This window comes from Pseudomonas sp. WC1, from assembly GCF_050586565.1.
Classification (GTDB): Bacteria; Pseudomonadota; Gammaproteobacteria; order Pseudomonadales; family Pseudomonadaceae; genus Aquipseudomonas.
This window is the reverse complement of record NZ_JBOBDQ010000032.1, coordinates 1-22023: the sequence shown is the minus strand read 5'-3', so window position 1 is coordinate 22023 and position 22023 is coordinate 1. Positions and strand designations below refer to the sequence as shown.

Sequence of the window (22023 nt, the reverse complement as noted above, 5' to 3'; positions counted from 1 at the left end):
TTGTCCTGCGATGCGCTGTTCTGCCCTCTGCTCAAAGCTGACCGGCGGGTTTACACTCTGTCATCCCTTCCCAGGAGCAGAGCAGTGCTGACTCATCTTGATTCCCAGGGGCGCGCCAACATGGTCGACGTCACTGAAAAGGCCGTGACCGCCCGCGAGGCGATTGCCGAGGCACGGGTGCGCATGTTGCCGGACACCCTGCGCATGATCGTCGATGGCCAACACCCCAAGGGCGACGTGTTCGCCGTGGCGCGCATCGCCGGCATCCAGGCGGCTAAGAAGACCAGCGACCTGATCCCGCTGTGCCATCCGCTGATGCTCACCGGCGTCAAGGTCGAGCTGGCCGCCGAGGGCGAGGACGTGGTGCACATTGTCGCCCGCTGCAAGCTGGCCGGGCAGACCGGCGTCGAAATGGAGGCGCTCACCGCCGCGAGCGTTGCCGCGCTGACGATCTACGACATGTGCAAGGCAGTGGACAAAGGCATGGTCATCGAGCAGGTGCGCCTGCTGGAGAAGACCGGTGGCAAGAGCGGGCACTACAAGGTGGAGGGGTGATGAAGGTCAAGGTCATGTATTTCGCCCGTTACCGTGAGTTGCTGGGCATCGACGCCGAGCGCCTGGAAGGCGACTTCAAGGTGCTGGACGACGTGCGCCAGGCCTTGGCGGGCAAGGGTGGACACTACGCGGTGCTGGCCGAGCAGAACCTGATGTGTGCCCGCAACGAAGAGCTGTGCCGGCTCGATGAGCCATTGGAAGAGGGTGACGAGATCGCGTTCTTCCCACCTGTGACCGGAGGTTGACCATGGCCGTGCGCGTTCAGGAGGCGGCCTTCGACCCGGGCGCCGAAGTCAACGCCATGCACGCCGCCAATGTCGGCGTGGGCGCTGTGGTCGGGTTTGTCGGCTATGTGCGCGACTTCAACGATGGCCGGGAGGTGGCGGGGATGTTCCTCGAGCACTATCCGGGCATGACCGAGAAGGCCCTGGCCAAGATCGTGGTCGAGGCCGAAGGGCGCTGGCCGCTGCTCAAGGTCGAGGTACTGCACCGAATCGGCGCCCTGGAACCGGGCGAGCCGATTGTCTTTGTCGGCGTGGCCAGCGCGCATCGGCAGGCGGCGTTCGATGCCTGCAACTTCATCATGGATTACCTGAAAACCCGAGCGCCGTTCTGGAAGAAGGAGAATACCCAGGAAGGGCCGCGCTGGGTGGAAGGCAAGCAGAGCGACCAGGATGCGGCGGGGCGCTGGTGATGCTCTATTCGCTGGCCGGGGCTGCGCCCCGGATCGCCGGCAAGCCGGCTCCCACAGGAGCGCGTATCTCTATGGGAGCCGGCTTGCCGGCGATAGGGCAGCGTAGCGGCCCCGATCCTGCCATTCAGTGATGCTTGCGCGGCACGGGCTTCAACAGCTCGTCCGGCGGCATCTCGCACTTGATCTTGCGCCCCAGCAACTCTTCGATCGCCGGCAACTGGTACGAATCGTCCTCGCCGGCAAAGCTGATCGACACGCCGCTGGTGCCGGCGCGACCGGTGCGGCCGATGCGGTGCACGTAGTCGTCCGGGTCTTCCGGCAGGGTGAAATTGATCACATGGCTGATGCCGTCGATGTGGATGCCTCGGCCGGCCACGTCGGTGGCCACCAGCACGGTGATGCGCCCTTCACGGAAGCTTTCCAGGGTGCGGATACGCTTGTGCTGCGGCACGTCGCCCGAGAGCTGGGCGGCGTTGATGCCGTCGCGCACCAGTTTTTCCTCGATGCGCCGCACCTCGTCCTTGCGGTTGGCGAAAACCATCACCCGTTCCCACTTGTTCTGCGTAACCAGGTTGTACAGCAGCTTGTACTTGTCGCTGCCGGCCACGGCGTAGACGTGCTGTTCGACGGTCTCGCTGGCGACGTTCTCCGGCTCGATCTCGACGATGGCCGGGTTGGTGGTCCACTGCTTGGCCAGGTTCATCACGTCGTCGGTGAAAGTGGCGGAGAACAGCAGGGTCTGGCGCTCGCTCTTGGGCGGAGTCTGGCGGATGATCTGGCGGACCTGGGGGATGAAGCCCATGTCGAGCATGCGGTCGGCCTCGTCCAGCACCATCACCTCGACCATGTCCAGGTGCACCTCGCCGCGCTGGTTGAAGTCCAGCAGGCGGCCCGGGGTGGCTACCAGGATGTCGCAATGGCGCGCTTCCAGTGACTTGAGCTGCTTGTCGAAGTCCATACCGCCGACAAAGCTCATCACGTTCAGGCCGGTGTACTTGGTCAGTGCCTGGGCATCCTTGGCGATCTGCACCACCAGCTCGCGGGTCGGGGCGATGATCAGCGCCCGCGGCTCGCCCATGTAGCGTTCCTTGGGCGGTGGGGTCTGCTGCAGCTGCGAGATGATCGAGATCAGGAACGCGGCGGTCTTGCCGGTGCCAGTCTGGGCCCGGCCGATAGCGTCCTGGCCGCGCAGGGTGTAACCCAGGACCTGGGCCTGGATCGGCGTGCAATAGGGGAAGCCGAGGTCGTGGATGGCATGCATCAGCTCATTGGAGAGCTTGAAATCGTGGAAACGCGTCTTGCCTTCCTGCGGCTCGACCACAAAGTCCTCGGGCTTCCACAGGCTGGCCTGGGGTTTGGGCTTGCGTTCGCGACGCGGCTTGTCCTTGGGCGGTTGCTCGGCACGCGGTTGGTCTGCGGGCTGCGGCTCGGCAGCGGTCTTTGCGGTGGCCTTGGGCTTGGCGTGCTGGCGTGTCGGGGCCTTGGCGGCAGCCGGTTGCGCGGCTGGCGCGGGCGGGATCGTGGCGACGGGCTCGGCGGCCTGTGGCGCGGTGTCTGCCTTGGCGAATATTTTCTTGAGTGCCTTGAGCACGGTCGTCTCGTCAACTGGTTAAGGAATGTACGCCGGGCAGTGTAAAGCAAGAATCGGGCGCGGCGTAGTGCAATACGGGCTGGGCTACAGAATCACTGCAACTGGCGGCTCAGCCAGTCGTGGATGTCCGTCAGTTCCTCGACCACCACTTCGTGCTCCATCGGGTATTCATGCCACTGGGCGGCCACACCCCAGGTATTGAGGTACTCGAACGCCGTGCGGCCCATCGAGGGGATCACCACCGGGTCGTGCACACCGTGCAGGCACAACGCCGGCGTGCGCTGCTGGCAGGCACTCAGTTGCTGCGCGTCGCTGAAGGTCGGCGCGTAGGTGGAGAGGGCGATGACCCCGCCCAACGCTTCCTGCCACTTTATATAGGCTGTGTGCAGCACCACCGCACCACCCTGGGAAAACCCGGCGAGGAAGATGCGCGACAAGTTGATGCCCTTGGCCTGTTCGGCCTTGATCAGGGCGATCACCTGGTCGGCCGACTCTTCCAGTTGCGCTTCGTCGATTGCTCGCGCTGGGGTCATGGCCTTGATGTCGTACCAGCTGGGCATCTGGTAGCCGCCGTTGATGGTTACCGGGCGCGTCGGCGCCTGGGGCATGATGAAGCGGGTGCTGAGCAGGCGTTCCTGCATGAATTCCGCTACCGGTAGGAAGTCGTAACGGTCGGCTCCCAGGCCGTGCAACCAGATCACACAGGCGTCGGCGGTTTTCTGCGGTTCGAGAATCAGCGGTTGGGTCATGACTGCTCCGAAAGAGTGCTGGCGTACTGATGTAGTGCGTAAAAAGAAGGCATTGGCGGTTAATGCCAAAAAAAGATGTCGCAACTCTACAACTTTTCCTACTTGACTACCGCTTTATCGCTTAAGCCGTGGACTGTGGTACGCCCTTTGCTATGTCCTTGTCATGCGAAGAGGTGGGCCGGTCCCGGTAACACCCCTCGTGTGGATCGAAGGCTGTCATAGAACAGCCCATTGCGCCAATTGACCCAAAAACAAGCCAACAAGGGGTCGGATGCGCCTCATAAGGGTGCGGTGCAATTCCGGCTCATACAACAAGAGCGATTTGGAGGTTGTTGATGAAGATGTTGAAAACCACCCTGGCAGTCCTGACCGCCGCCGCCGCGCTGGGCGCCACCAGCTTCGCCCAGGCCGGCGCCACCCTCGACGCGGTGAAGAAGAAGGGCTTCATCCAGTGTGGCGTGAGCGATGGTCTTCCCGGCTTCTCCGTGCCTGACGCACAGGGCAAGATCGTCGGCATCGACGCCGATGTGTGCCGCGCCGTGGCTGCCGCCGTGTTCGGCGATGCGACCAAGGTCAAGTTCAGCCAGCTCAACGCCAAGGAGCGCTTCACCGCGCTGCAGTCCGGCGAAGTCGACGTGCTGTCGCGCAACACCACCTGGACCAGCTCGCGTGATGCCGGCATGGGCCTGGTGTTCGCCGGCGTCACCTATTATGACGGCGTCGGTTTCCTCGCCAACAAGAAGCTCGGTGTCTCCAGCGCCAAGGAGCTCGACGGCGCCACCATCTGCATCCAGGCCGGTACCACCACCGAACTGAACGTCTCCGACTATTTCCGCGCCAACAACCTCAAGTACACCCCGATCACCTTCGACACCTCCGACGAGAGCGCCAAGTCGCTGGAGTCCGGCCGTTGCGACGTGCTGACCTCGGACAAGTCGCAGCTGTTCGCCCAGCGCTCCAAGCTGGCCGCGCCGACCGAGTACGTGGTGCTGCCGGAAACCATCTCCAAGGAGCCCCTGGGCCCGGTCGTGCGCAAGGGCGACGAGGAATGGTTCAGCATCGTCAAGTGGACCCTGTTCGCCATGCTCAACGCGGAAGAAGCAGGGGTCACTTCGAAGAACGTCGAGGCCGAGGCCAAGTCCACCAAGAACCCTGACGTCGCCCGCCTGCTGGGCGCCGATGGCGAGTACGGCAAGGACCTCAAGCTGCCCAAGGACTGGGTAGTGCAGATCGTCAAGCAAGTCGGCAACTATGGCGAAGTGTTCGAGAAGAACCTGGGCCAGAGCACCGACCTGAAGATCGACCGTGGCATGAATGCCCTGTGGAACAACGGCGGCATCCAGTACGCGCCACCTGTGCGCTGATGGCTGCACCCCGCGGCGGCATCCTGCCGCCGCGGGTCGTTCGAATCCCTTCTTTTCGGGGCACTTCATGCAAAATCAAATCGGCGCACGGAAAGGGTTTTCCCTTAGTGATCCACGTGTGCGCGCGTGGCTGTTCCAGATCCTCACCGTGGTCTTCGTGGTGGGCCTGGGCTGGTACCTGTTCCATAACACCCAGACCAACCTGCAGCACCGGGGCATCACCTCGGGCTTCGACTTCCTCGAGCGCAGTGCCGGCTTCGGCATCGCCCAGCACCTGATCCCCTACGTGGAATCGGACAGCTACGCCCGGGTGTTCGTCATCGGCCTGCTCAACACCCTGCTGGTGACCTTCATCGGCATCATCCTGGCTACCTTGCTGGGCTTCATCATCGGCGTGGCGCGGCTGTCGCCGAACTGGATGATCAGCAAGCTGGCGACGGTGTACGTGGAGACCTTCCGCAACATCCCACCGCTGTTGCAGATCCTGTTCTGGTACTTCGCCGTGTTCCTGACCCTGCCGGGGCCGCGGGGCAGCATCAATATCGACGGCACCTTCTTCATCAGCAACCGTGGCCTGAACATGCCTGGCGCCGCCATGGCCGAGGGCTTCTGGCCGTTCATGATCGCGCTGGTGCTGGCGATCGTCGCCATCGTGTTGATGGTGCGCCTGGCCAACAAGCGCTTCGATGAAACCGGCCAGCCGTTCCACAAGTTCTGGGTGGGCCTGCTGCTGCTGATCGGCATCCCCGGTGTGTGCGCGTTGCTGTTCGGCAGCCCGGTGCACTGGGAAGTGCCGCAGCTCAAGGGCTTCAACTTCGTCGGCGGTTGGGTGCTGATCCCCGAGCTGCTGGCGCTGACCCTGGCGCTGACCATCTACACCGCAGCGTTCATCGCCGAGATCGTGCGCTCGGGTATCCGTTCGGTCAGCCACGGTCAGACCGAGGCGGCCCGTTCGCTGGGCCTGCGCGAAGGCCCGACGCTGCGGAAGGTGATCATCCCCCAGGCGTTGCGGGTGATCATCCCGCCGCTGACCAGCCAGTACCTGAACCTGGCGAAGAACTCGTCGCTGGCTGCCGGCATCGGCTACCCGGAGATGGTCTCGCTGTTCGCCGGTACCGTGCTCAACCAGACCGGCCAGGCCATCGAGGTGATCGCCATCACCATGAGCGTCTATCTCGCCATCAGCATCAGCATTTCGCTGTTGATGAACTGGTACAACAAGCGCATTGCGCTGATCGAACGGTGAGGGTCCTTCCGTGACAGCCCATGTTTTCAAACCCGACATGCCGCCACCGGTGAAGACCGTTGGCGTGCTCGCCTGGATGCGGGCCAACCTGTTCTCCAGCTGGCTCAACACATTGCTGACGCTGTTCGCGCTGTACCTGGTGTGGCTGATCGTGCCGCCGCTGGTGCAGTGGGCGTTCATCGACGCCAACTGGGTTGGCACCACCCGCGCCGACTGCACCAAGGAGGGCGCCTGCTGGGTGTTCATCCAGCAGCGCTTCGGCCAGTTCATGTACGGCTATTACCCGACGGAACTGCGCTGGCGCGTCGACCTGACCGTGTGGCTCGCCGTGCTCGGCGCGGCCCCGTTGTTCATCAAGCGCTTCCCGCGCAAGGCTGTGTATGGCCTGGGCTTCCTGGTGGTGTACCCGATCCTGGCCTACTTCCTGCTGCACGGTGGCGCGCTAGGGCTGGACACCGTGCCCACCAGCCAATGGGGCGGCCTGATGTTGACCCTGGTGATCGCCACGGTCGGCATTGTCGGCGCGTTGCCACTGGGCATCCTGCTGGCGCTGGGGCGGCGCTCGAACATGCCGGCGGTGAAGGTGGTCTGCGTGACCTTCATCGAGTTCTGGCGCGGCGTGCCACTGATCACCGTACTGTTCATGTCCTCGGTGATGCTGCCGCTGTTCCTGCCCGAAGGCATGAGCTTCGACAAGCTGCTGCGGGCGATGATCGGCGTGATCCTGTTCCAGTCGGCGTACATCGCCGAGGTGGTGCGCGGCGGCCTGCAGGCCATCCCCAAGGGCCAGTACGAAGCCGCCGCGGCCATGGGCCTGGGCTACTGGCGGGCGATGGGCCTGGTGATCCTGCCCCAGGCGCTCAAGCTGGTGATCCCTGGCATCGTCAACACCTTCATTGCCCTGTTCAAGGACACCAGCCTGGTGATCATCATCGGCCTGTTCGACCTGCTCAACAGCGTCAAGCAGGCCGCAGCCGACCCGGCCTGGCTGGGCATGGCGACCGAGGGCTATGTGTTCGCCGCCCTGGTGTTCTGGATTTTCTGTTTCGGTATGTCCCGCTACTCCATGCATCTGGAGCGCAAGCTGGACACTGGCCACAAGCGTTAGGAGTTTCGAAATGAGTGAAGCGATCAAGCAGCCTGCCGGCCCCGAAGGCATCATCCAGATGCAGGGCGTGAACAAGTGGTACGGCCAGTTCCATGTGCTCAAGGACATCAACCTGAACGTGCGCCAGGGCGAGCGTATCGTGCTGTGCGGGCCGTCGGGCTCGGGCAAGTCGACCACCATCCGCTGCCTTAACCGGCTGGAAGAGCACCAGCAGGGGCGTATTGTCGTCGACGGCGTCGAGCTGACCAACGACCTCAAGCAGATCGAGGCGATCCGCCGCGAGGTGGGCATGGTGTTCCAGCACTTCAACCTGTTCCCGCACCTGACCATCCTCGAGAACTGCACCCTGGCGCCTATGTGGGTGCGCAAGCTGCCGCGGCGCAAAGCAGAGGAAATCGCCATGCACTTCCTCGAGCGCGTGCGCATTCCGGAGCAGGCGCACAAGTACCCCGGGCAGTTGTCCGGCGGTCAGCAGCAGCGGGTGGCGATTGCCCGGGCGCTGTGCATGAAGCCGAAGATCATGCTGTTCGACGAACCGACTTCGGCGCTGGACCCGGAGATGGTCAAGGAGGTGCTCGACACCATGGTCAGCCTGGCCGAGGATGGCATGACCATGCTCTGCGTGACCCACGAGATGGGCTTTGCCCGCACTGTGGCGAACCGGGTGATCTTCATGGACAAGGGGGAGATCGTCGAGCAGGCGGCGCCGGACGACTTCTTCGACCGGCCGCGCAGTGATCGAACCAGGCTGTTCCTGAGCCAGATCCTGCATTGATGTACCCGGGGCCGCTTCGCGGCCCTTTCGCCGCGGTTCGTCGCCACGACAAGCCGGCTCCCACTCTGACCGCGCGGCCCTCAATTCAAGCGCCGTCCCTGTGGGAGCTGAAACGACACAGGGCAGTTGCTCCCACATCAATCAGGCCTATAGCAACTTTGGGAGCCGGCTTGTCGTGGCGACGTGACGCGGTAAAGGGGCCGCTGAGCGGCCCCACACCTGTAGCCTTACTTCTCTTCCTTGGCGGCCACCGGCGCTGGTGGCGGCCGCAGGCCCACCTCGGCGATCAGCTTGATCTGCTGACCATTGCGCATCACTTCGATGCTGATCTTGTCGGTCGGCTTGATCCGCGCCACCTGGTTCATCGACTTGCGCCCGTCACCGGCGGGCTCGCCGTTGATACTCATGATCACATCGCCCAGTTGCAGCCCCGCACGTGCCGCCGGCCCGTCGCGGAAAATACCGGCGACCACGATTCCCGGGCGCCCCTGCATGCCAAACGATTCGGCCAGTTCCTGGCTCAGCGGCTGTACTTCGATGCCCAGCCAGCCACGGATCACCTGGCCATGCTCGATAATCGACTTCATCACCTCCAATGCCAGCTTGACCGGGATGGCGAAGCCGATACCTTGCGAACCACCGGACTTGGAGAAGATCGCGGTATTGATGCCCACCAGGTTGCCGTTGGCATCCACCAGCGCACCGCCGGAGTTGCCCGGGTTGATCGCCGCGTCGGTCTGGATGAAGTCTTCGTAGTTGTTGAGGCCCAGCTGGTTGCGGCCGGTGGCGCTGATGATGCCCATGGTCACGGTCTGACCGACACCAAAGGGGTTGCCGATGGCCAGGGTCACGTCACCGATATGGATGCTGTCGGAGCGGCCGATGGTGATCGCCGGCAGGCTCTTGAGGTCGATCTTCAGTACTGCCAGGTCGGTTTCCGGGTCGCTGCCGATCACCCGGGCGAGGGTCTCGCGGCCATCCTTGAGGGCCACGACGATCTGGTCGGCGCCGCTGGTGACGTGGTTGTTGGTCAGCAGGTAGCCTTCCGGGCTCATGATTACCGCCGAGCCGAGGCTCGACTCCCAACGCCGCTGCTTGGGCAGGTTGTCGCCGAAGAAGCGGCGGAACTGCGGGTCCTCGAACAGCGGGTGCGCGCTCTTGTTCACCACCTTGGTGGTATAGAGATTGACCACTGCGGGCGCGGCCAGGGTCACGGCATCGGCATAGGAGACCGGCCCCTGCATGAGCTTGGTGGTTTGTGGGGCTTGTTGCAGGTTGACGTCCTGGCTGGGCAGGCCGACCCATTCGGGGAAGCGCTGGATGACCAGCATGGCGATCAGCACACCGGTGAGCAGGGGCCAGCCGAAGTAACGCAGAGCCTTGAGCATGAATCGATCCTGGGAGTGGGACGGGGGCCGTGTCTATGGGCCCGGGGCGCGAGCGGGCGCGATCATACACCTGAAGATACCGAACGGCGATGGCCGGACACCCCGAGCGCCTGCCGGCGGTTTCCCCCACGCCGGCGACGGCCCATAATGGCGGCCATTATAGGGCCTGACGCCCGTCGCAATGCCGAATTCGAGGAGATTTTTCATGGCCGTCGCCCTCAATATCCTGGTCGAGGAAGCCGAGCGCTACCTGGCCAGCGCCAGGATCCAGGATTACTGCCCCAACGGCCTGCAGGTCGAAGGCCGTCCCCAGGTCAGCCGCATCGTCAGCGGCGTGACCGCCAGCCAGGCGCTGCTGGACGCCGCGGTCGAGGCCGAGGCCGACCTGGTGCTGGTGCACCATGGCTATTTCTGGAAGGGCGAAAACCCCTGCATCACTGGTATCAAGCAGCGACGCTTGAAGACCCTGCTCAAGCACGACATCAGCCTGCTGGCCTTCCACCTGCCGCTGGACGTGCACCCGGAGGTGGGCAACAACGTGCAGCTGGCGCGCCAGCTGGACATCACCGTCGAAGGCCCGTTGGACCCCGACAATCCCAAGGTGGTCGGCCTGGTCGGTTCGCTGGCCGAGCCGGTATCGGCGCGGGATTTCGCCCGCCGCGTGCAGGAGGCACTGGGGCGTGAGCCGCTGCTCATCGAGGGTGAGCAGACGATCCGCCGGGTCGGCTGGTGCACCGGGGGCGGGCAGGGCTACATCGACACCGCCATCGCCGCCGGAGTCGACCTGTTCCTCAGTGGCGAGGCGTCGGAGCAGACCTTCCACAGTGCCCGCGAGAACGGCATCAGCTTCATCGCCGCCGGTCACCACGCAACAGAGCGCTATGGCGTGCAGGCGCTGGGCGATTACCTGGCGCGTCGCTTTGCCCTGGAGCACCTGTTCATCGATTGCCCGAATCCGATCTGACGGCCTCATCGCGGGCTTGCCCCGCGATGCTTTTTTGCCCAAACCCCCAGTCATATCATTAGACCTTTTCGATCTAGCCACCCGCCTAAATAGAATCAGGTGCTGTGATAAAGTGGCTCGCTCGAACACGGCCCGCAGGCCGTCCATAAGATCGTTTTTCGTGAGTAGCCATGGTCGACAATCTGACGCACTTGAAACAGCTGGAGGCGGAGAGCATCCACATCATCCGCGAGGTGGCCGCCGAGTTCGACAACCCGGTGATGCTGTATTCGATCGGCAAGGATTCCGCGGTCATGCTGCACCTGGCGCGCAAGGCGTTCTTCCCGGGCAAGCTGCCGTTCCCGGTGATGCACGTCGACACCCAGTGGAAGTTCCAGGAGATGTACCGTTTCCGCGACAAGATGGTCGAAGAGATGGGCCTGGAGCTGATCACCCACGTCAACCCCGAGGGTGTGGCGCAGGGCATCAACCCGTTCACCCATGGCAGCTCCAAGCATACCGACATCATGAAGACCCAGGGCCTGAAGCAGGCGCTGGACAAGCATGGCTTCGATGCCGCCTTCGGTGGCGCGCGCCGCGACGAAGAGAAGTCCCGCGCCAAGGAGCGCGTCTACTCGTTCCGTGACAGCAAGCACCGCTGGGACCCGAAGAACCAGCGCCCGGAGCTGTGGAACATCTACAACGGCAAGGTCAACAAGGGCGAGTCGATCCGCGTGTTCCCGCTGTCGAACTGGACCGAGCTGGACATCTGGCAGTACATCTACCTCGAAGGCATCCCGATCGTGCCGCTGTACTTCGCCGCCGAGCGTGAAGTAATCGAGAAGAACGGCACCCTGATCATGATCGACGACGAGCGCATCCTCGAGCACCTGAGCGACGAGGAGAAGGCGCGCATCGTCAAGAAGAAAGTGCGTTTCCGTACCCTGGGCTGCTACCCGCTGACGGGGGCGGTCGAGTCCGAAGCCGAGACCCTGACGGACATCATCCAGGAAATGCTCCTGACCCGGACGTCCGAACGCCAGGGCCGTGTCATCGACCACGATGGCGCCGGCTCCATGGAAGACAAAAAACGCCAAGGCTACTTCTAATTTCAGGGTTCCAGCATGTCGCACCAATCTGATCTGATCAGCGAGGACATCCTCGCCTACCTGGCCCAGCACGAGCGCAAAGAGCTGTTGCGCTTCCTCACCTGCGGCAACGTGGACGACGGCAAGAGCACCCTGATCGGGCGCCTGCTGCACGATTCGAAGATGATCTACGAGGACCACCTCGAGGCCATCACCCGTGACTCGAAGAAGTCCGGCACCACCGGCGAGGAAGTCGACCTGGCACTGCTGGTCGACGGCCTGCAGGCCGAGCGCGAGCAGGGCATCACCATCGATGTCGCCTACCGCTACTTCTCCACCGCCAAGCGCAAGTTCATCATCGCCGACACCCCGGGGCACGAGCAGTACACCCGCAACATGGCCACCGGTGCCTCGACCTGCGACCTGGCGATCATTCTGGTCGACGCCCGCTACGGCGTGCAGACCCAGACCCGCCGGCACAGCTACATCGCATCGCTGCTGGGCATCAAGCACATCGTCATCGCGGTCAACAAGATGGACCTCAAGGGCTTCGATGAGCAGGTCTTCGAGTCGATCAAGGCCGACTACCTGAAGTTCGCCGAGGGCATCGACCTCAAGCCGAGCAGCCTGCACTTCGTGCCAATGTCGGCGCTCAAGGGCGACAACGTGGTCAACCGCAGCGAGCGTTCGCCGTGGTACACGGGCCCGGCGTTGATGGAGATCCTCGAGACGGTCGAGATCGCCGCCGACCGCAATGTCACCGACCTGCGTTTCCCGGTGCAGTACGTCAACCGCCCGAACCTCAACTTCCGCGGTTTTGCCGGCACCATCGCCGGTGGCGTGGTGCACAAGGGCGATGAGATCGTCGTGCTGCCGTCGGGCAAGAGCAGCCGGGTCAAGTCCATCGTCACCTATGAAGGTGAACTGGAGAACGCCGGGCCTGGCCAGGCGGTGACCCTTACCATGGAAGACGAGATCGACATCTCCCGTGGCGACTTGCTGGTGCATGCCGACAATGTTCCAACGGTGGCCGACCAGTTCGACGCCATGCTGGTGTGGATGGCCGAGGAGCCAATGCTCCCGGGCAAGAAGTACGATATCAAGCGCGCCACCAGCTATGTGCCGGGTTCGATCGCCAGCATCACCCACAAGGTCGATGTGAACACCCTGGAGCAGGGCGCGGCCAGCGCGCTGCAACTCAACGAGATCGGCCGGGTCAAGGTCGCCCTGGACAGCGCCATCGCCCTGGACGGTTACGAGAGCAACCGCATCACCGGCGCATTCATCGTCATTGACCGCCTGACCAACGGCACCGTCGGTGCCGGCATGATCATTGCCCCGCCGGTTCTGCCGCACGGTGGCACTGGCCAACACGGCAAGTTGGCTCATGTGTCCACCGAAGAGCGCGCCCTGCGTTTCGGCCAGCAACCGGCCACCGTACTGTTCAGCGGCCTGTCGGGCGCCGGCAAGAGCACCCTGGCCTACGCCGTGGAGCGCAAGCTGTTCGACATGGGCCGTGCAGTCTACGTGCTCGACGGCCAGAACCTGCGTCACGACCTGAACAAGGGCCTGCCGCAGGACCGCGCCGGGCGCACCGAGAACTGGCGCCGCGCCGCCCATGTGGCGCGCCAGTTCAACGAAGCCGGTCTGCTGACACTGGCCGCGTTCGTCGCGCCGGACGCCGAAGGCCGCGAGCAGGCGAGGGCGCTGATCGGCAAGGAGCGCCTGGTGACCGTGTACGTCCAGGCTTCGCCGCTGGTGTGTCGCGAGCGTGACCCGCAGGGCCTGTATGCCGCCGGTGGCGACAACATCCCGGGCGAGAGCTTCCCGTTCGATGTGCCGCTGGATGCGGATCTGGTGATCGACACCCAGTCGGTCAGCGTCGATGAAGGCGTGAAGCTGGTGCTGGATGTGCTGCGTCAGCGTGGGGCGATCTGATTGATGGCCTGATGTGAAAAACCCCGCTTCGGCGGGGTTTTTCATTTAGGGCTGCTTTGCAGCCCATCGCTGGCAAGCCAGCTCCCACAGGATGGCGCAGGGTTTCAGGTCAGCGCGGTCGGTGTGGGAGCCGGCTTGTCGTGGCGACGAACCGCGGCGATGGGCCGCAGGGCGGCCCTAGATATGCGTTTCGGAAACGGGAATCACCCGTCGCTCTTTCACCGCCTTGTACGAAAAGCTCGAATAGATCTCCTTCACCCCCGGCAACCGCTGCAGCACCTCGCGGGTGAATTCGCCAAACGATTCCAGGTCCCGCGCCAGGATCTCCAGCAAAAAATCATAGCGTCCGGAGATATTGTGGCAGGCGACGATCTCGGGGATCTCCATCAGCCGTTTCTCGAACGCCAGGGCCATTTCCTTGGTGTGCGAGTCCATCATGATGCTGACGAACGCGGTCACCCCGAAGCCCAGCGACTTGGGCGAAAGCATGGCCTGGTAGCCGGTGATGTAGCCGTTGTCCTCGAGCAACTTGACCCGCCGCCAGCAGGGCGAGGTGGTCAGGGCGACCTGGTCGGCGAGTTCGGAAACGGTCAGGCGGGCGTTGTCCTGCAGGGCAGCGAGCAGGGCGCGGTCGGTACGGTCGAGCGCTGAAGGCATATCTTGCCCTCCATCTTCAATTTTTGTTGTTTTTCTTTCAAAACATGCCCGATTGCGTGGGCAAGTTTGGAAAAAGCGCGGCAGCTTGGTGGCATAAGCTTATAACAAACCACAAGAGACTGTTGCCATGCGCGACTCCAACAACAACACCGGTTTCTCCACGCGGGCCATCCACCATGGCTATGACCCGCTGTCCCACGGCGGCGCCCTGGTGCCGCCGGTCTACCAGACCGCCACCTACGCTTTCCCGACTGTCGAGTACGGTGCCGCCTGCTTCGCCGGCGAAGAGCCGGGGCACTTCTACAGCCGTATTTCCAACCCGACGCTGGCCCTGCTGGAGCAACGCATGGCGTCGCTCGAAGGCGGCGAGGCCGGGCTGGCGCTGGCCTCCGGGATGGGCGCCATCACCGCCACGCTATGGACCCTGCTACGCCCGGGTGACGAGCTGATCGTCGGCAGCACCCTGTATGGCTGCACCTTCGCCTACTTGCACCACGGCATCGGCGAGTTTGGCGTGAAGATCCGCCATGTCGACCTCAACGATATCCCGGCACTCAAGGCCGCGATCACCGCCAAGACGCGGATGATCTACTTCGAGTCGCCGGCCAACCCCAACATGCAGCTGGTGGATATCGCCGCGGTGGTCGAGGCTGCACAGGGCCATGACCTGAGCATCGTGGTCGACAACACCTACTGCACACCCTACCTGCAGCGCCCGCTGGAACTGGGCGTCGACCTGGTGGTGCATTCGGCCACCAAGTACCTGTCCGGGCATGGCGACATCACCGCCGGCCTGGTGGTGGGGCGCAAGGCGCTGATCGACCGCATCCGCCTGGAGGGGCTCAAGGACATGACTGGCGCCGTGCTCTCGCCCCACGACGCCTCGCTGTTGATGCGCGGCATCAAGACCCTGGCCCTGCGCATGGACCGTCACTGCGCCAATGCCCAGCAGGTGGCCGAGTTCCTGGCGCAGCAGCCGCAGGTCGAGTTGCTGCATTACCCAGGCTTGCCATCCTTCCCGCAGTACGCGCTGGCCCAGCGGCAGATGCGCCTGCCGGGCGGGATGATTGCCTTCGAGCTGAAGGGCGGGATCGAAGCCGGGCGCCGTTTCATGAACGCCCTGCAGCTGTTCAGCCGCGCGGTGAGCCTGGGCGATGCCGAGTCGTTGGCCCAGCACCCAGCGAGCATGACCCATTCCAGCTATACCCAACAGCAGCGTGCCGAGCATGGCATCTCGGAAGGGCTGGTGCGCTTGTCGGTGGGGCTGGAAGACATCGATGACCTGCTTGCCGACATTGCCCAGGCCCTGAAGGCCTGTGCCTGAACCGCCACGGACGAGGCCTGCGCGATGGTAGCGATGATGAACCCGAACGAGCCGTTGACGGCCCTTGATGCCGCCCTGGACAGCGACCCAGCGGAAACCGCCGAGTGGTGCGAGGCGCTGGCCTCGACCCTGGCCCACTGCGGCCCGACGCGGGCCCGCTACCTGCTGCAGCGCCTGCAGGCCCATGCCCTCGAGCTGGGCCTGGAGCGCGAGGCCCAGGCCTTCTCGGCCTACCGCAACACCGTGCCGGTGGAACAGCAGGGTGCTTATCCCGGCGATCTCGAGCTGGACGAGCGTATTACCGGCATCCTGCGCTGGAACGCCCTGGCCATGGTGGTACGGGCCAATCATGCCTATGGCGAGCTGGGCGGGCATATCGCCAGCTACGCCTCGGCGGCGGAAATCTTCGAGGTCGGCTTCCAGTATTTCTTTCGCGGCGAGGGCGGTGGCGTGCAACGCAGCGGCGACCTGGTGTTCTTCCAGCCGCACTCGGCGCCGGGTGTCTATGCCCGCGCATTTCTTGAAGGGCGCCTGAGCGAGGAACAGCTGGCCAACTACCGCCAGGAGGTCGCCGGCAACGGGTTGTGCTCCTATCCGCACCCTTGGCTGATGCCGCACTTCTGGCAGTTCCCCACCGGTTCGATGGGCATTGGCCCGCTCAGTGCGATCTATCAGGCGCGCTTCATGCGTTACCTGCAACATCGCGGGTTGCTCGACACCTCTGGCCGGCATGTCTGGGGTGTGTTCGGCGATGGCGAGATGGACGAGCCGGAGTCGACTGCCGGCCTGACCCTGGCTGCCCGTGAAGGCCTGGACAACCTGACCTTCATCGTCAACTGCAACCTGCAGCGCCTGGACGGCCCGGTACGCGGCAATGGCCAGATCATCCAGGAACTCGAAGCGTTGTTCAGCGGCGCCGGCTGGAGCGTGATCAAGGTGCTGTGGGGCTCGGAGTGGGACGCACTGTTCGCCCGCGATCATGAACATGCGCTGCTGCGTCAGTTGGCGGCGACACCCGACGGGCAGTTCCAGACCCTCGGTGCCAAGGACGGCAGCTACAACCTCGAACACTTCTTCAAGCAGAACCCGGCTTTGCAGCGCCTGGTGGCGCATATGAGCGCCGAAGAGATCAACGCCCTCAAGCGCGGTGGTCATGATTTTCGCAAGCTGCATGCCGCCTATGCCGCCGCCAGGGCGTGCAAGGGCCGGCCGACGGTGATCCTGGCCAAGACCAAGAAAGGCTATGGCATGAGCAGTGCCGGCGAGTCGCGGATGACCGCGCACCAGGCCAAGAAACTCGATGTGCAGGCGCTGCTGGCCTTCCGCGATCGTTTCCATTTGCCGTTGTCGGATGAGGCGGTGGAGCAACTGCGTTTCTATCGCCCGGCCGAGGACAGTCCAGAGATGGTCTATCTGCGCCAGCGCCGCCAGGCACTGGGTGGGCCGTTGCCGCTGCGCCGCAACGACTGCGCCACCTTGCCCGTGCCGGAACTGGAGGCGTTCGGCGGTTTCGCCCTGCACGCCGAGGGCAAGGAGATGTCCACCACCATGGCCGCCGTGCGCTTGCTGGGCAACTGGCTGAAGGCGCCTGGGTTGGGGCCGCGGGTGGTGCCGATCGTCGCCGACGAGGCGCGCACCTTCGGCATGGCCAGCCTGTTCCGCCAGATCGGCATCTATTCGCCCCACGGGCAACGCTACGAACCGGAGGACGCGGGCTCGCTGCTGGTCTACAAGGAGGCGCGGGATGGCCAACTGCTGGAGGAGGGCATCACCGAGGCCGGGGCGATCTCCTCATGGGTCGCGGCAGCCACCGCCTACGCGGTGCATGGCGAGCCGATGCTGCCGGTGTACATCTATTACTCGATGTTCGGCTTCCAGCGGGTCGGCGACCTGATCTGGGCCGCCGCCGACCAGCGCGCCCGAGGCCTGTTGCTGGGTGCTACCGCGGGGCGCACCACGCTGGGTGGCGAGGGGCTTCAGCACCAGGACGGATCGAGCCTGGTCATGGCCGCGACGGTGCCCAACTGCCGGGCCTGGGACCCATGCTTTGCCGGCGAGCTGGCGGTGATCCTCGACCATGCCGCGCGACGCATGCTTGTGGAGCAGCAGGACGAGTTCCACTATGTGGCGGTGATGAATGAAAACTACCCGCAACCGTCGTTGCCCGAAGACATGCACGACGATGTACTGCGGGGCATGTACCGGTTTGCCCGGCATTCCTCGGCCGCTCCCCGTGGCCAGGTGCGCTTGTTGGGTTCGGGCACCATCCTGCGCGAGGTGATCGCTGCCGGTGAGTTGCTGGCCAATGACTGGCAGGTCGACAGCGAGGTGTTCAGCGTCACCAGCTTCAGCGAACTGGCGCGTGGGGCCAGGGATGCGCAACGCCTGGCAATAGCCGGGGAGCAGGTGGATTGCCATGTGCGTCGTTGCCTGTCCGGCGACGCCCCGGTGATCGCGGCCAGCGACTATGTGCGTGCCTGGCCGCAGTTGATCGCCGAGTATGTGCAGGCGCCCTATACCACCCTGGGCACCGATGGTTTCGGGCGCAGCGATACCCGCCAGCAGTTGCGACGGTTTTTCGAGGTGGACCGGTATGCCGTAGTGCTGGCAGCGTTGTACGGGCTGGTATGTCAGGGCGTGATGCCGTCGGATGTGCTGGGGCAGGCGCGGGCGCTTTATGGCATCGGCGAGGAGGGGGCGGCCTGGTATCGCTGACGAGGTCTGGGCCGGCTTAATCGCGGGGCAAGCCCGCTCCCACGCAGATCCCGTTTGCGACTTCCCACAAAAAAGGCCTCTTGCGAGGCCTTTTTCATGTCATCGATTCAGCGCTTGAGCCCGTAGCTCTCATCGAGCATGCCCGGCGAGTTCGGCGACTTCGGTGCGTAGTCGCGTGGTACTTCGGCGGTATCCTTCGGCGGCGTCAGGCGATCACGCGGGCCTTGCGCGGCTTCGGAGTGCAGCGCGGCCAGCAGGCGTTGGCGGGTCAGCTCGTCCAGGGCCAGGCGGTTGGCGCCCTCGGCCAGGTGATCCTGCACGTCCTGGTAGCTCTGGGTCAGTTTCTTGACCAGCGATGCAGTGCTGTTGAAGTGGGTCACCACTTCGTTCTGGTAATTGTCGAAGCGCTGCTGGATGTCATCCAGCTGGCGTTGGGTATTGCTCGGTGCCGCGTTGGGCAGCAGGCGGGCCAGCGCGAAACCGACGACGACACCGACAACCAGGGCCAGGGTCGGCAGCAACCAAACAAGGAGCGAGTGTTCCACGAGTCCTTCCTCTATAAACGGCTTTGCTTTACGTTAACGGCTCAGACCTGCGCTGTATACCGCGAGCGATCGCAAATCAGAACAGAATTCCTTTGCTAGACGAGTCGACCCTTCACGAGGTCACGGAGTAGTACCTTGCTTATCCGCGAAACCCCCTTGTTCATCGATGGCCCGATCGGCCAGCTTGAGGCGTTGTACCTGGACGTGGCCGATGCCCGTGGCGCGGTGCTGATCTGCCACCCCAACCCGGTCCAGGGCGGCACCATGCTCAACAAGGTGGTCTCGACCCTGCAGCGTACCGCCCGTGATGCCGGTTACGTCACCCTGCGCTTCAACTACCGCGGCGTTGGCCAGAGCGCCGGCAGCCACGACATGGGCGCTGGCGAGGTGGCGGATGCCGAGGCTGCCGCAGCCTGGCTGCGCCAGCAGCATCCTGAGCTGCCCTTGGTGCTGATGGGCTTCTCCTTCGGCGGCTTCGTTGCCGCCAGCCTGGCCGGTCGCCTGGAGGCGGCGGGTGTCGAGCTGCAACAGCTGTTCATGATCGCCCCGGCGGTGATGCGTCTGAACGCGCAGTTTCCGCTGCCCAAGCGCGTTGCGCTGACCGTCGTGCAGCCGGACACCGACGAGGTGGTCGATCCGCAACTGGTCTACGATTGGTCCGCCGCCCTGTCGCGCCCCCACGAGCTGCTGAAAGTGGCAGAATGCGGACACTTTTTCCATGGCAAGCTGACCGATCTGAAGGATCTGCTGCTGCCGCGCCTTTCGAACTGAGCCAAGCCTGAAATAAGCGAACCCCCATGACCACGCGCATCCTCACCGGTATCACCACCACCGGCACCCCGCACCTGGGCAACTACGCCGGCGCCATCCGCCCGGCCATCCTCGCCAGCCAGCAGCCCGGTGCCGACTCGTTCTACTTCCTGGCCGACTACCATGCCCTGATCAAGTGCGACGATCCGCAGCGCATCCAGCGTTCGCGCCTGGAGATCGCCGCCACCTGGCTGGCCGGTGGCCTGGACCCGGCCAAGGTGACCTTCTATCGCCAGTCGGACATCCCCGAGATCCCGGAGCTGACCTGGTTGCTGACCTGCGTCGCCGCCAAGGGCCTGCTCAACCGTGCCCACGCCTACAAGGCGTCGGTGGACAAGAACGTCGAGGCCGGCGAAGACCCGGACGCCGGCGTGACCATGGGCCTGTTCAGCTACCCGGTGCTGATGGCCGCCGATATCCTGATGTTCAATGCCAACAAGGTGCCGGTCGGTCGCGACCAGATCCAGCACGTGGAAATGGCCCGCGACATCGGCCAGCGCTTCAACCACCTGTTCGGCCAGGGCAAGGACTTCTTCGCCCTGCCCGAGGCGGTGATCGAGGAGAGCGTGGCCACGCTCCCGGGCCTGGACGGTCGCAAGATGTCCAAGAGCTACGACAACACCATCCCGCTGTTCACCAGCGCCAAGGACATGAAGGATGCGATCTCGCGCATCGTCACCGACTCCAAGGCCCCCGGCGAAGCCAAGGATCCGGACAATTCGCACCTGTTCACCCTGTTCCAGGCCTTCTCAACGCCGGGGCAGTGCGCCGAGTTCCGCGAAGAGCTGCTGCAGGGCCTGGGCTGGGGCGATGCCAAGCAGCGCCTGTTCCAGCTGCTCGATGGTCAGTTGGCCGAAAAGCGCGAGCACTATCACCAGCTGATCTCGCGCCCGTCGGACCTCGAGGACATCCTCCTGGCCGGTGCCGCCAAGGCCCGCAAGATCGCCACGCCGTTCCTCGAGCAACTGCGCGAGGCTGTTGGCCTGCGTTCGTTCCGCACCACCGTGCAGGCCAGCACCGAGGTGAAGAAGAAGGCCGCCAAAAGCGCCCGCTTCGTCAGCTTCCGTGACGAGGATGGCAGCTTCCGCTTCCGCCTGCTGGCCGCCGATGGCGAGCAATTGCTGCTGTCGCGCAGCTTCGCCGATGGCAAGAGCGCGGGGGCGGTGAGCAAGCAGCTGCAGCAGGGCGGCGAGGCCGACGTGCGTGTCGAGGGCCTGGGCTTCTCGCTCTGGCTGAACGGTGAGCAAGTTGCCGACGGGCCGCAGTTCGAGGCCGCCGAGGCCCGTGACGCGGCCATCACCAGCCTGCGCGAGGCCCTGGCGCCACAGGCGGACTGAGTCACTTTGACGCAAGTCTGATTGCCATTAAGCGGGCCGGTCGCTACAGTGACGGCCCGTTTTTTGTTGCCTCGCTAACGAAATCATGACGCCCCTAGAACGATACCAAGCCGATCTGAAACGCCCCGACTTCTTCCATGACGCGGCGCAGGAAACTGCGGTGCGTCACCTGCAGCGCCTGTACGACGACCTGGTACACGCGCAGAACAACAAGCCGGGCGTGTTCGGCAAGCTGTTCGGCAAGAAGGAGCAGACGCCGGTCAAGGGCCTGTACTTCTGGGGCGGCGTGGGCCGGGGCAAGACCTACCTGGTCGACACCTTCTATGAAGCGCTGCCGTTCAAGCAGAAGATGCGCACGCACTTCCACCGCTTCATGAAGCGCGTCCACGAGGAGATGAAGACCCTCAAGGGCGAGAAGAACCCGCTGACCATCATCGCCAAGCGCTTCAGCGATGAAGCCAAGGTGATCTGCTTCGACGAGTTCTTCGTCTCCGATATCACCGATGCCATGATCCTCGGCACCCTGATGGAAGAGCTGTTCAAGAACGGCGTGTCGCTGGTGGCCACTTCCAACATCGTCCCGGACGGCCTGTACAAGGACGGCCTGCAGCGCGCGCGCTTCCTGCCGGCGATCGCCATGATCAAGCAGTACACCGATGTGGTGAACGTCGACAGCGGCGTGGACTATCGCCTGCGTCACCTGGAACAGGCCGAGCTGTTCCACTTCCCGCTCGACGCTGCGGCGCATGAAAGCCTGCGCGCCAGCTTCAAGGCGTTGACCCCTGAGTGCACCCAGGCCGTCGAGAACGACGTGCTGATGATCGAGAACCGCGAGATCCATGCCTTGCGCACCTGCGACGACGTCGCCTGGTTCGATTTCCGTGCCCTGTGCGACGGGCCGCGCAGCCAGAACGACTACATCGAACTGGGCAAGATCTTCCATGCCGTGCTGCTGAGCAATGTCGAGCAGATGGGTGTGACCACCGATGACATCGCCCGGCGCTTCATCAACATGGTCGACGAGTTCTACGACCGCAACGTGAAGCTGATCATCTCGGCCGAGGTAGAGCTCAAGGACCTGTATACCGGCGGGCGCCTGAGTTTCGAGTTCCAGCGTACGCTCAGCCGTCTGCTGGAGATGCAGTCCCACGAGTTCCTGTCGCGGGCGCACAAGCCTTAAGGGCTGATGAAACGGG

General features: G+C 64.0%; 20 protein-coding genes. 15 read left to right on the top strand and 5 right to left on the bottom strand.

What is annotated here, in order from left to right; genetic code table 11:
• Positions 1-84: 84 nt before the first annotated feature.
• Genes moaC through moaE form a run of 3 tightly spaced genes read left to right on the top strand, consistent with a single transcriptional unit; the run spans position 85 to position 1249 of the window.
• Complete coding sequence (moaC, locus tag ACQ4OD_RS15600) at positions 85-555, top strand: cyclic pyranopterin monophosphate synthase MoaC (RefSeq protein ID WP_046857035.1); 471 nt, start codon at positions 85-87, stop codon at positions 553-555.
• Positions 555-800 (top strand): molybdopterin converting factor subunit 1, encoded by a 246-nt coding sequence (gene moaD, locus ACQ4OD_RS15595; protein ID WP_023629385.1) that lies wholly within the window; start codon positions 555-557, stop codon positions 798-800. Before moaC ends, moaD begins: the two co-directional genes overlap by 1 nt.
• A gap of 2 nt (positions 801-802) precedes the next feature.
• Positions 803-1249, top strand: a complete 447-nt coding sequence (gene moaE / locus ACQ4OD_RS15590) for a molybdopterin synthase catalytic subunit MoaE (RefSeq protein WP_139668757.1) — start codon at positions 803-805, stop codon at positions 1247-1249.
• A gap of 124 nt (positions 1250-1373) precedes the next feature.
• Here the strand turns inward: moaE and rhlB are convergent, their stop codons facing one another.
• On the bottom strand, positions 1374-2840 hold the full coding sequence (gene rhlB, locus ACQ4OD_RS15585; RefSeq protein WP_430944549.1) for an ATP-dependent RNA helicase RhlB: 1467 nt from the start codon (positions 2838-2840) through the stop codon (positions 1374-1376).
• A gap of 92 nt (positions 2841-2932) precedes the next feature.
• Entirely contained in the window at positions 2933-3589 is a 657-nt protein-coding gene (locus ACQ4OD_RS15580) for an alpha/beta hydrolase (protein ID WP_110700510.1), read from the bottom strand.
• Between the two features lie 335 nt (positions 3590-3924).
• On the opposite strand from ACQ4OD_RS15580, the gene ACQ4OD_RS15575 reads away from it, so the two are divergent.
• The 4 genes from ACQ4OD_RS15575 to ACQ4OD_RS15560 all read left to right on the top strand — a co-directional run bounded on the left by ACQ4OD_RS15575 (position 3925) and on the right by ACQ4OD_RS15560 (position 8082).
• Entirely contained in the window at positions 3925-4953 is a 1029-nt protein-coding gene (locus ACQ4OD_RS15575) for an amino acid ABC transporter substrate-binding protein (protein WP_198754366.1), read from the top strand.
• A 67-nt stretch (positions 4954-5020) separates the two neighbouring features.
• Positions 5021-6199, top strand: coding sequence for an amino acid ABC transporter permease (locus ACQ4OD_RS15570; protein ID WP_139668765.1), 1179 nt, complete (start codon positions 5021-5023; stop codon positions 6197-6199).
• A 10-nt stretch (positions 6200-6209) separates the two neighbouring features.
• A complete protein-coding gene (locus ACQ4OD_RS15565) occupies positions 6210-7307 on the top strand; it encodes an amino acid ABC transporter permease (RefSeq protein ID WP_198754367.1) in 1098 nt (365 codons plus the stop codon).
• Positions 7308-7317: 10 nt separating this feature from the next.
• Entirely contained in the window at positions 7318-8082 is a 765-nt protein-coding gene (locus ACQ4OD_RS15560; protein WP_023629378.1) for an amino acid ABC transporter ATP-binding protein, read from the top strand.
• 227 nt (positions 8083-8309) lie between these two features.
• Here ACQ4OD_RS15560 and algW read toward each other — a convergent pair whose 3' ends face one another.
• On the bottom strand, positions 8310-9470 hold the full coding sequence (gene algW, locus ACQ4OD_RS15555) for a Do family serine endopeptidase AlgW (protein WP_102685198.1): 1161 nt from the start codon (positions 9468-9470) through the stop codon (positions 8310-8312).
• A 205-nt stretch (positions 9471-9675) separates the two neighbouring features.
• On the opposite strand from algW, the gene ACQ4OD_RS15550 reads away from it, so the two are divergent.
• The 3 genes from ACQ4OD_RS15550 (at position 9676) to cysN (ending at position 13439) form a co-directional block, all read left to right on the top strand.
• Positions 9676-10434 (top strand): Nif3-like dinuclear metal center hexameric protein, encoded by a 759-nt coding sequence (locus ACQ4OD_RS15550; protein WP_139668769.1) that lies wholly within the window; start codon positions 9676-9678, stop codon positions 10432-10434.
• A gap of 170 nt (positions 10435-10604) precedes the next feature.
• Positions 10605-11522, top strand: coding sequence for a sulfate adenylyltransferase subunit CysD (gene cysD / locus ACQ4OD_RS15545; RefSeq protein ID WP_011535568.1), 918 nt, complete (start codon positions 10605-10607; stop codon positions 11520-11522).
• A 15-nt stretch (positions 11523-11537) separates the two neighbouring features.
• Positions 11538-13439: a sulfate adenylyltransferase subunit CysN gene (gene cysN, locus ACQ4OD_RS15540; RefSeq protein WP_430944548.1), complete on the top strand. Its 1902-nt coding sequence runs from the start codon at positions 11538-11540 to the stop codon at positions 13437-13439.
• 177 nt (positions 13440-13616) lie between these two features.
• Here cysN and ACQ4OD_RS15535 read toward each other — a convergent pair whose 3' ends face one another.
• Positions 13617-14096 carry an Lrp/AsnC family transcriptional regulator gene (locus ACQ4OD_RS15535; RefSeq protein WP_430944547.1) on the bottom strand — a complete coding sequence of 160 codons (480 nt, stop codon included), beginning with the start codon at positions 14094-14096 and terminating at the stop codon, positions 13617-13619.
• Between the two features lie 127 nt (positions 14097-14223).
• On the opposite strand from ACQ4OD_RS15535, the gene ACQ4OD_RS15530 reads away from it, so the two are divergent.
• Together ACQ4OD_RS15530 and mdeB are read left to right on the top strand one after the other, a co-directional pair.
• Positions 14224-15420 (top strand): methionine gamma-lyase, encoded by a 1197-nt coding sequence (locus tag ACQ4OD_RS15530; RefSeq protein WP_430944546.1) that lies wholly within the window; start codon positions 14224-14226, stop codon positions 15418-15420.
• Between the two features lie 33 nt (positions 15421-15453).
• Positions 15454-18135, top strand: coding sequence for an alpha-ketoglutarate dehydrogenase (mdeB, locus tag ACQ4OD_RS15525; protein WP_430944558.1), 2682 nt, complete (start codon positions 15454-15456; stop codon positions 18133-18135).
• A gap of 107 nt (positions 18136-18242) precedes the next feature.
• Here mdeB and ACQ4OD_RS15520 read toward each other — a convergent pair whose 3' ends face one another.
• Positions 18243-18680 (bottom strand): YhcB family protein, encoded by a 438-nt coding sequence (locus tag ACQ4OD_RS15520; RefSeq protein WP_102685203.1) that lies wholly within the window; start codon positions 18678-18680, stop codon positions 18243-18245.
• 135 nt (positions 18681-18815) lie between these two features.
• On the opposite strand from ACQ4OD_RS15520, the gene ACQ4OD_RS15515 reads away from it, so the two are divergent.
• From ACQ4OD_RS15515 to zapE, 3 genes are all read left to right on the top strand, one after another.
• Positions 18816-19451, top strand: coding sequence for an alpha/beta hydrolase (locus ACQ4OD_RS15515; protein ID WP_198754370.1), 636 nt, complete (start codon positions 18816-18818; stop codon positions 19449-19451).
• Positions 19452-19477: 26 nt separating this feature from the next.
• The gene (locus ACQ4OD_RS15510) at positions 19478-20827 is read left to right on the top strand and encodes a tryptophan--tRNA ligase (RefSeq protein ID WP_198754371.1); all 1350 of its coding nucleotides are present in this window, start codon (positions 19478-19480) and stop codon (positions 20825-20827) included.
• An 85-nt stretch (positions 20828-20912) separates the two neighbouring features.
• Positions 20913-22007, top strand: coding sequence for a cell division protein ZapE (zapE, locus tag ACQ4OD_RS15505; protein ID WP_110700473.1), 1095 nt, complete (start codon positions 20913-20915; stop codon positions 22005-22007).
• Positions 22008-22023: the final 16 nt, after the last annotated feature.

Coding starts and splice junctions, on each gene's coding strand:
- ACQ4OD_RS15570 (WP_139668765.1), top strand. CDS start 5,021: ATGCAAAATCAAATCGGCGCACGGAAAGGGTTTTCCCTTAGTGATCCA.
- ACQ4OD_RS15510 (WP_198754371.1), top strand. CDS start 19,478: ATGACCACGCGCATCCTCACCGGTATCACCACCACCGGCACCCCGCAC.
- cysD (WP_011535568.1), top strand. CDS start 10,605: ATGGTCGACAATCTGACGCACTTGAAACAGCTGGAGGCGGAGAGCATC.
- ACQ4OD_RS15530 (WP_430944546.1), top strand. CDS start 14,224: ATGCGCGACTCCAACAACAACACCGGTTTCTCCACGCGGGCCATCCAC.
- cysN (WP_430944548.1), top strand. CDS start 11,538: ATGTCGCACCAATCTGATCTGATCAGCGAGGACATCCTCGCCTACCTG.
- ACQ4OD_RS15535 (WP_430944547.1), bottom strand. CDS start 14,096: ATGCCTTCAGCGCTCGACCGTACCGACCGCGCCCTGCTCGCTGCCCTG.
- ACQ4OD_RS15560 (WP_023629378.1), top strand. CDS start 7,318: ATGAGTGAAGCGATCAAGCAGCCTGCCGGCCCCGAAGGCATCATCCAG.
- mdeB (WP_430944558.1), top strand. CDS start 15,454: ATGATGAACCCGAACGAGCCGTTGACGGCCCTTGATGCCGCCCTGGAC.
- zapE (WP_110700473.1), top strand. CDS start 20,913: ATGACGCCCCTAGAACGATACCAAGCCGATCTGAAACGCCCCGACTTC.
- moaE (WP_139668757.1), top strand. CDS start 803: ATGGCCGTGCGCGTTCAGGAGGCGGCCTTCGACCCGGGCGCCGAAGTC.
- ACQ4OD_RS15580 (WP_110700510.1), bottom strand. CDS start 3,589: ATGACCCAACCGCTGATTCTCGAACCGCAGAAAACCGCCGACGCCTGT.
- ACQ4OD_RS15550 (WP_139668769.1), top strand. CDS start 9,676: ATGGCCGTCGCCCTCAATATCCTGGTCGAGGAAGCCGAGCGCTACCTG.
- ACQ4OD_RS15575 (WP_198754366.1), top strand. CDS start 3,925: ATGAAGATGTTGAAAACCACCCTGGCAGTCCTGACCGCCGCCGCCGCG.
- algW (WP_102685198.1), bottom strand. CDS start 9,470: ATGCTCAAGGCTCTGCGTTACTTCGGCTGGCCCCTGCTCACCGGTGTG.
- moaD (WP_023629385.1), top strand. CDS start 555: ATGAAGGTCAAGGTCATGTATTTCGCCCGTTACCGTGAGTTGCTGGGC.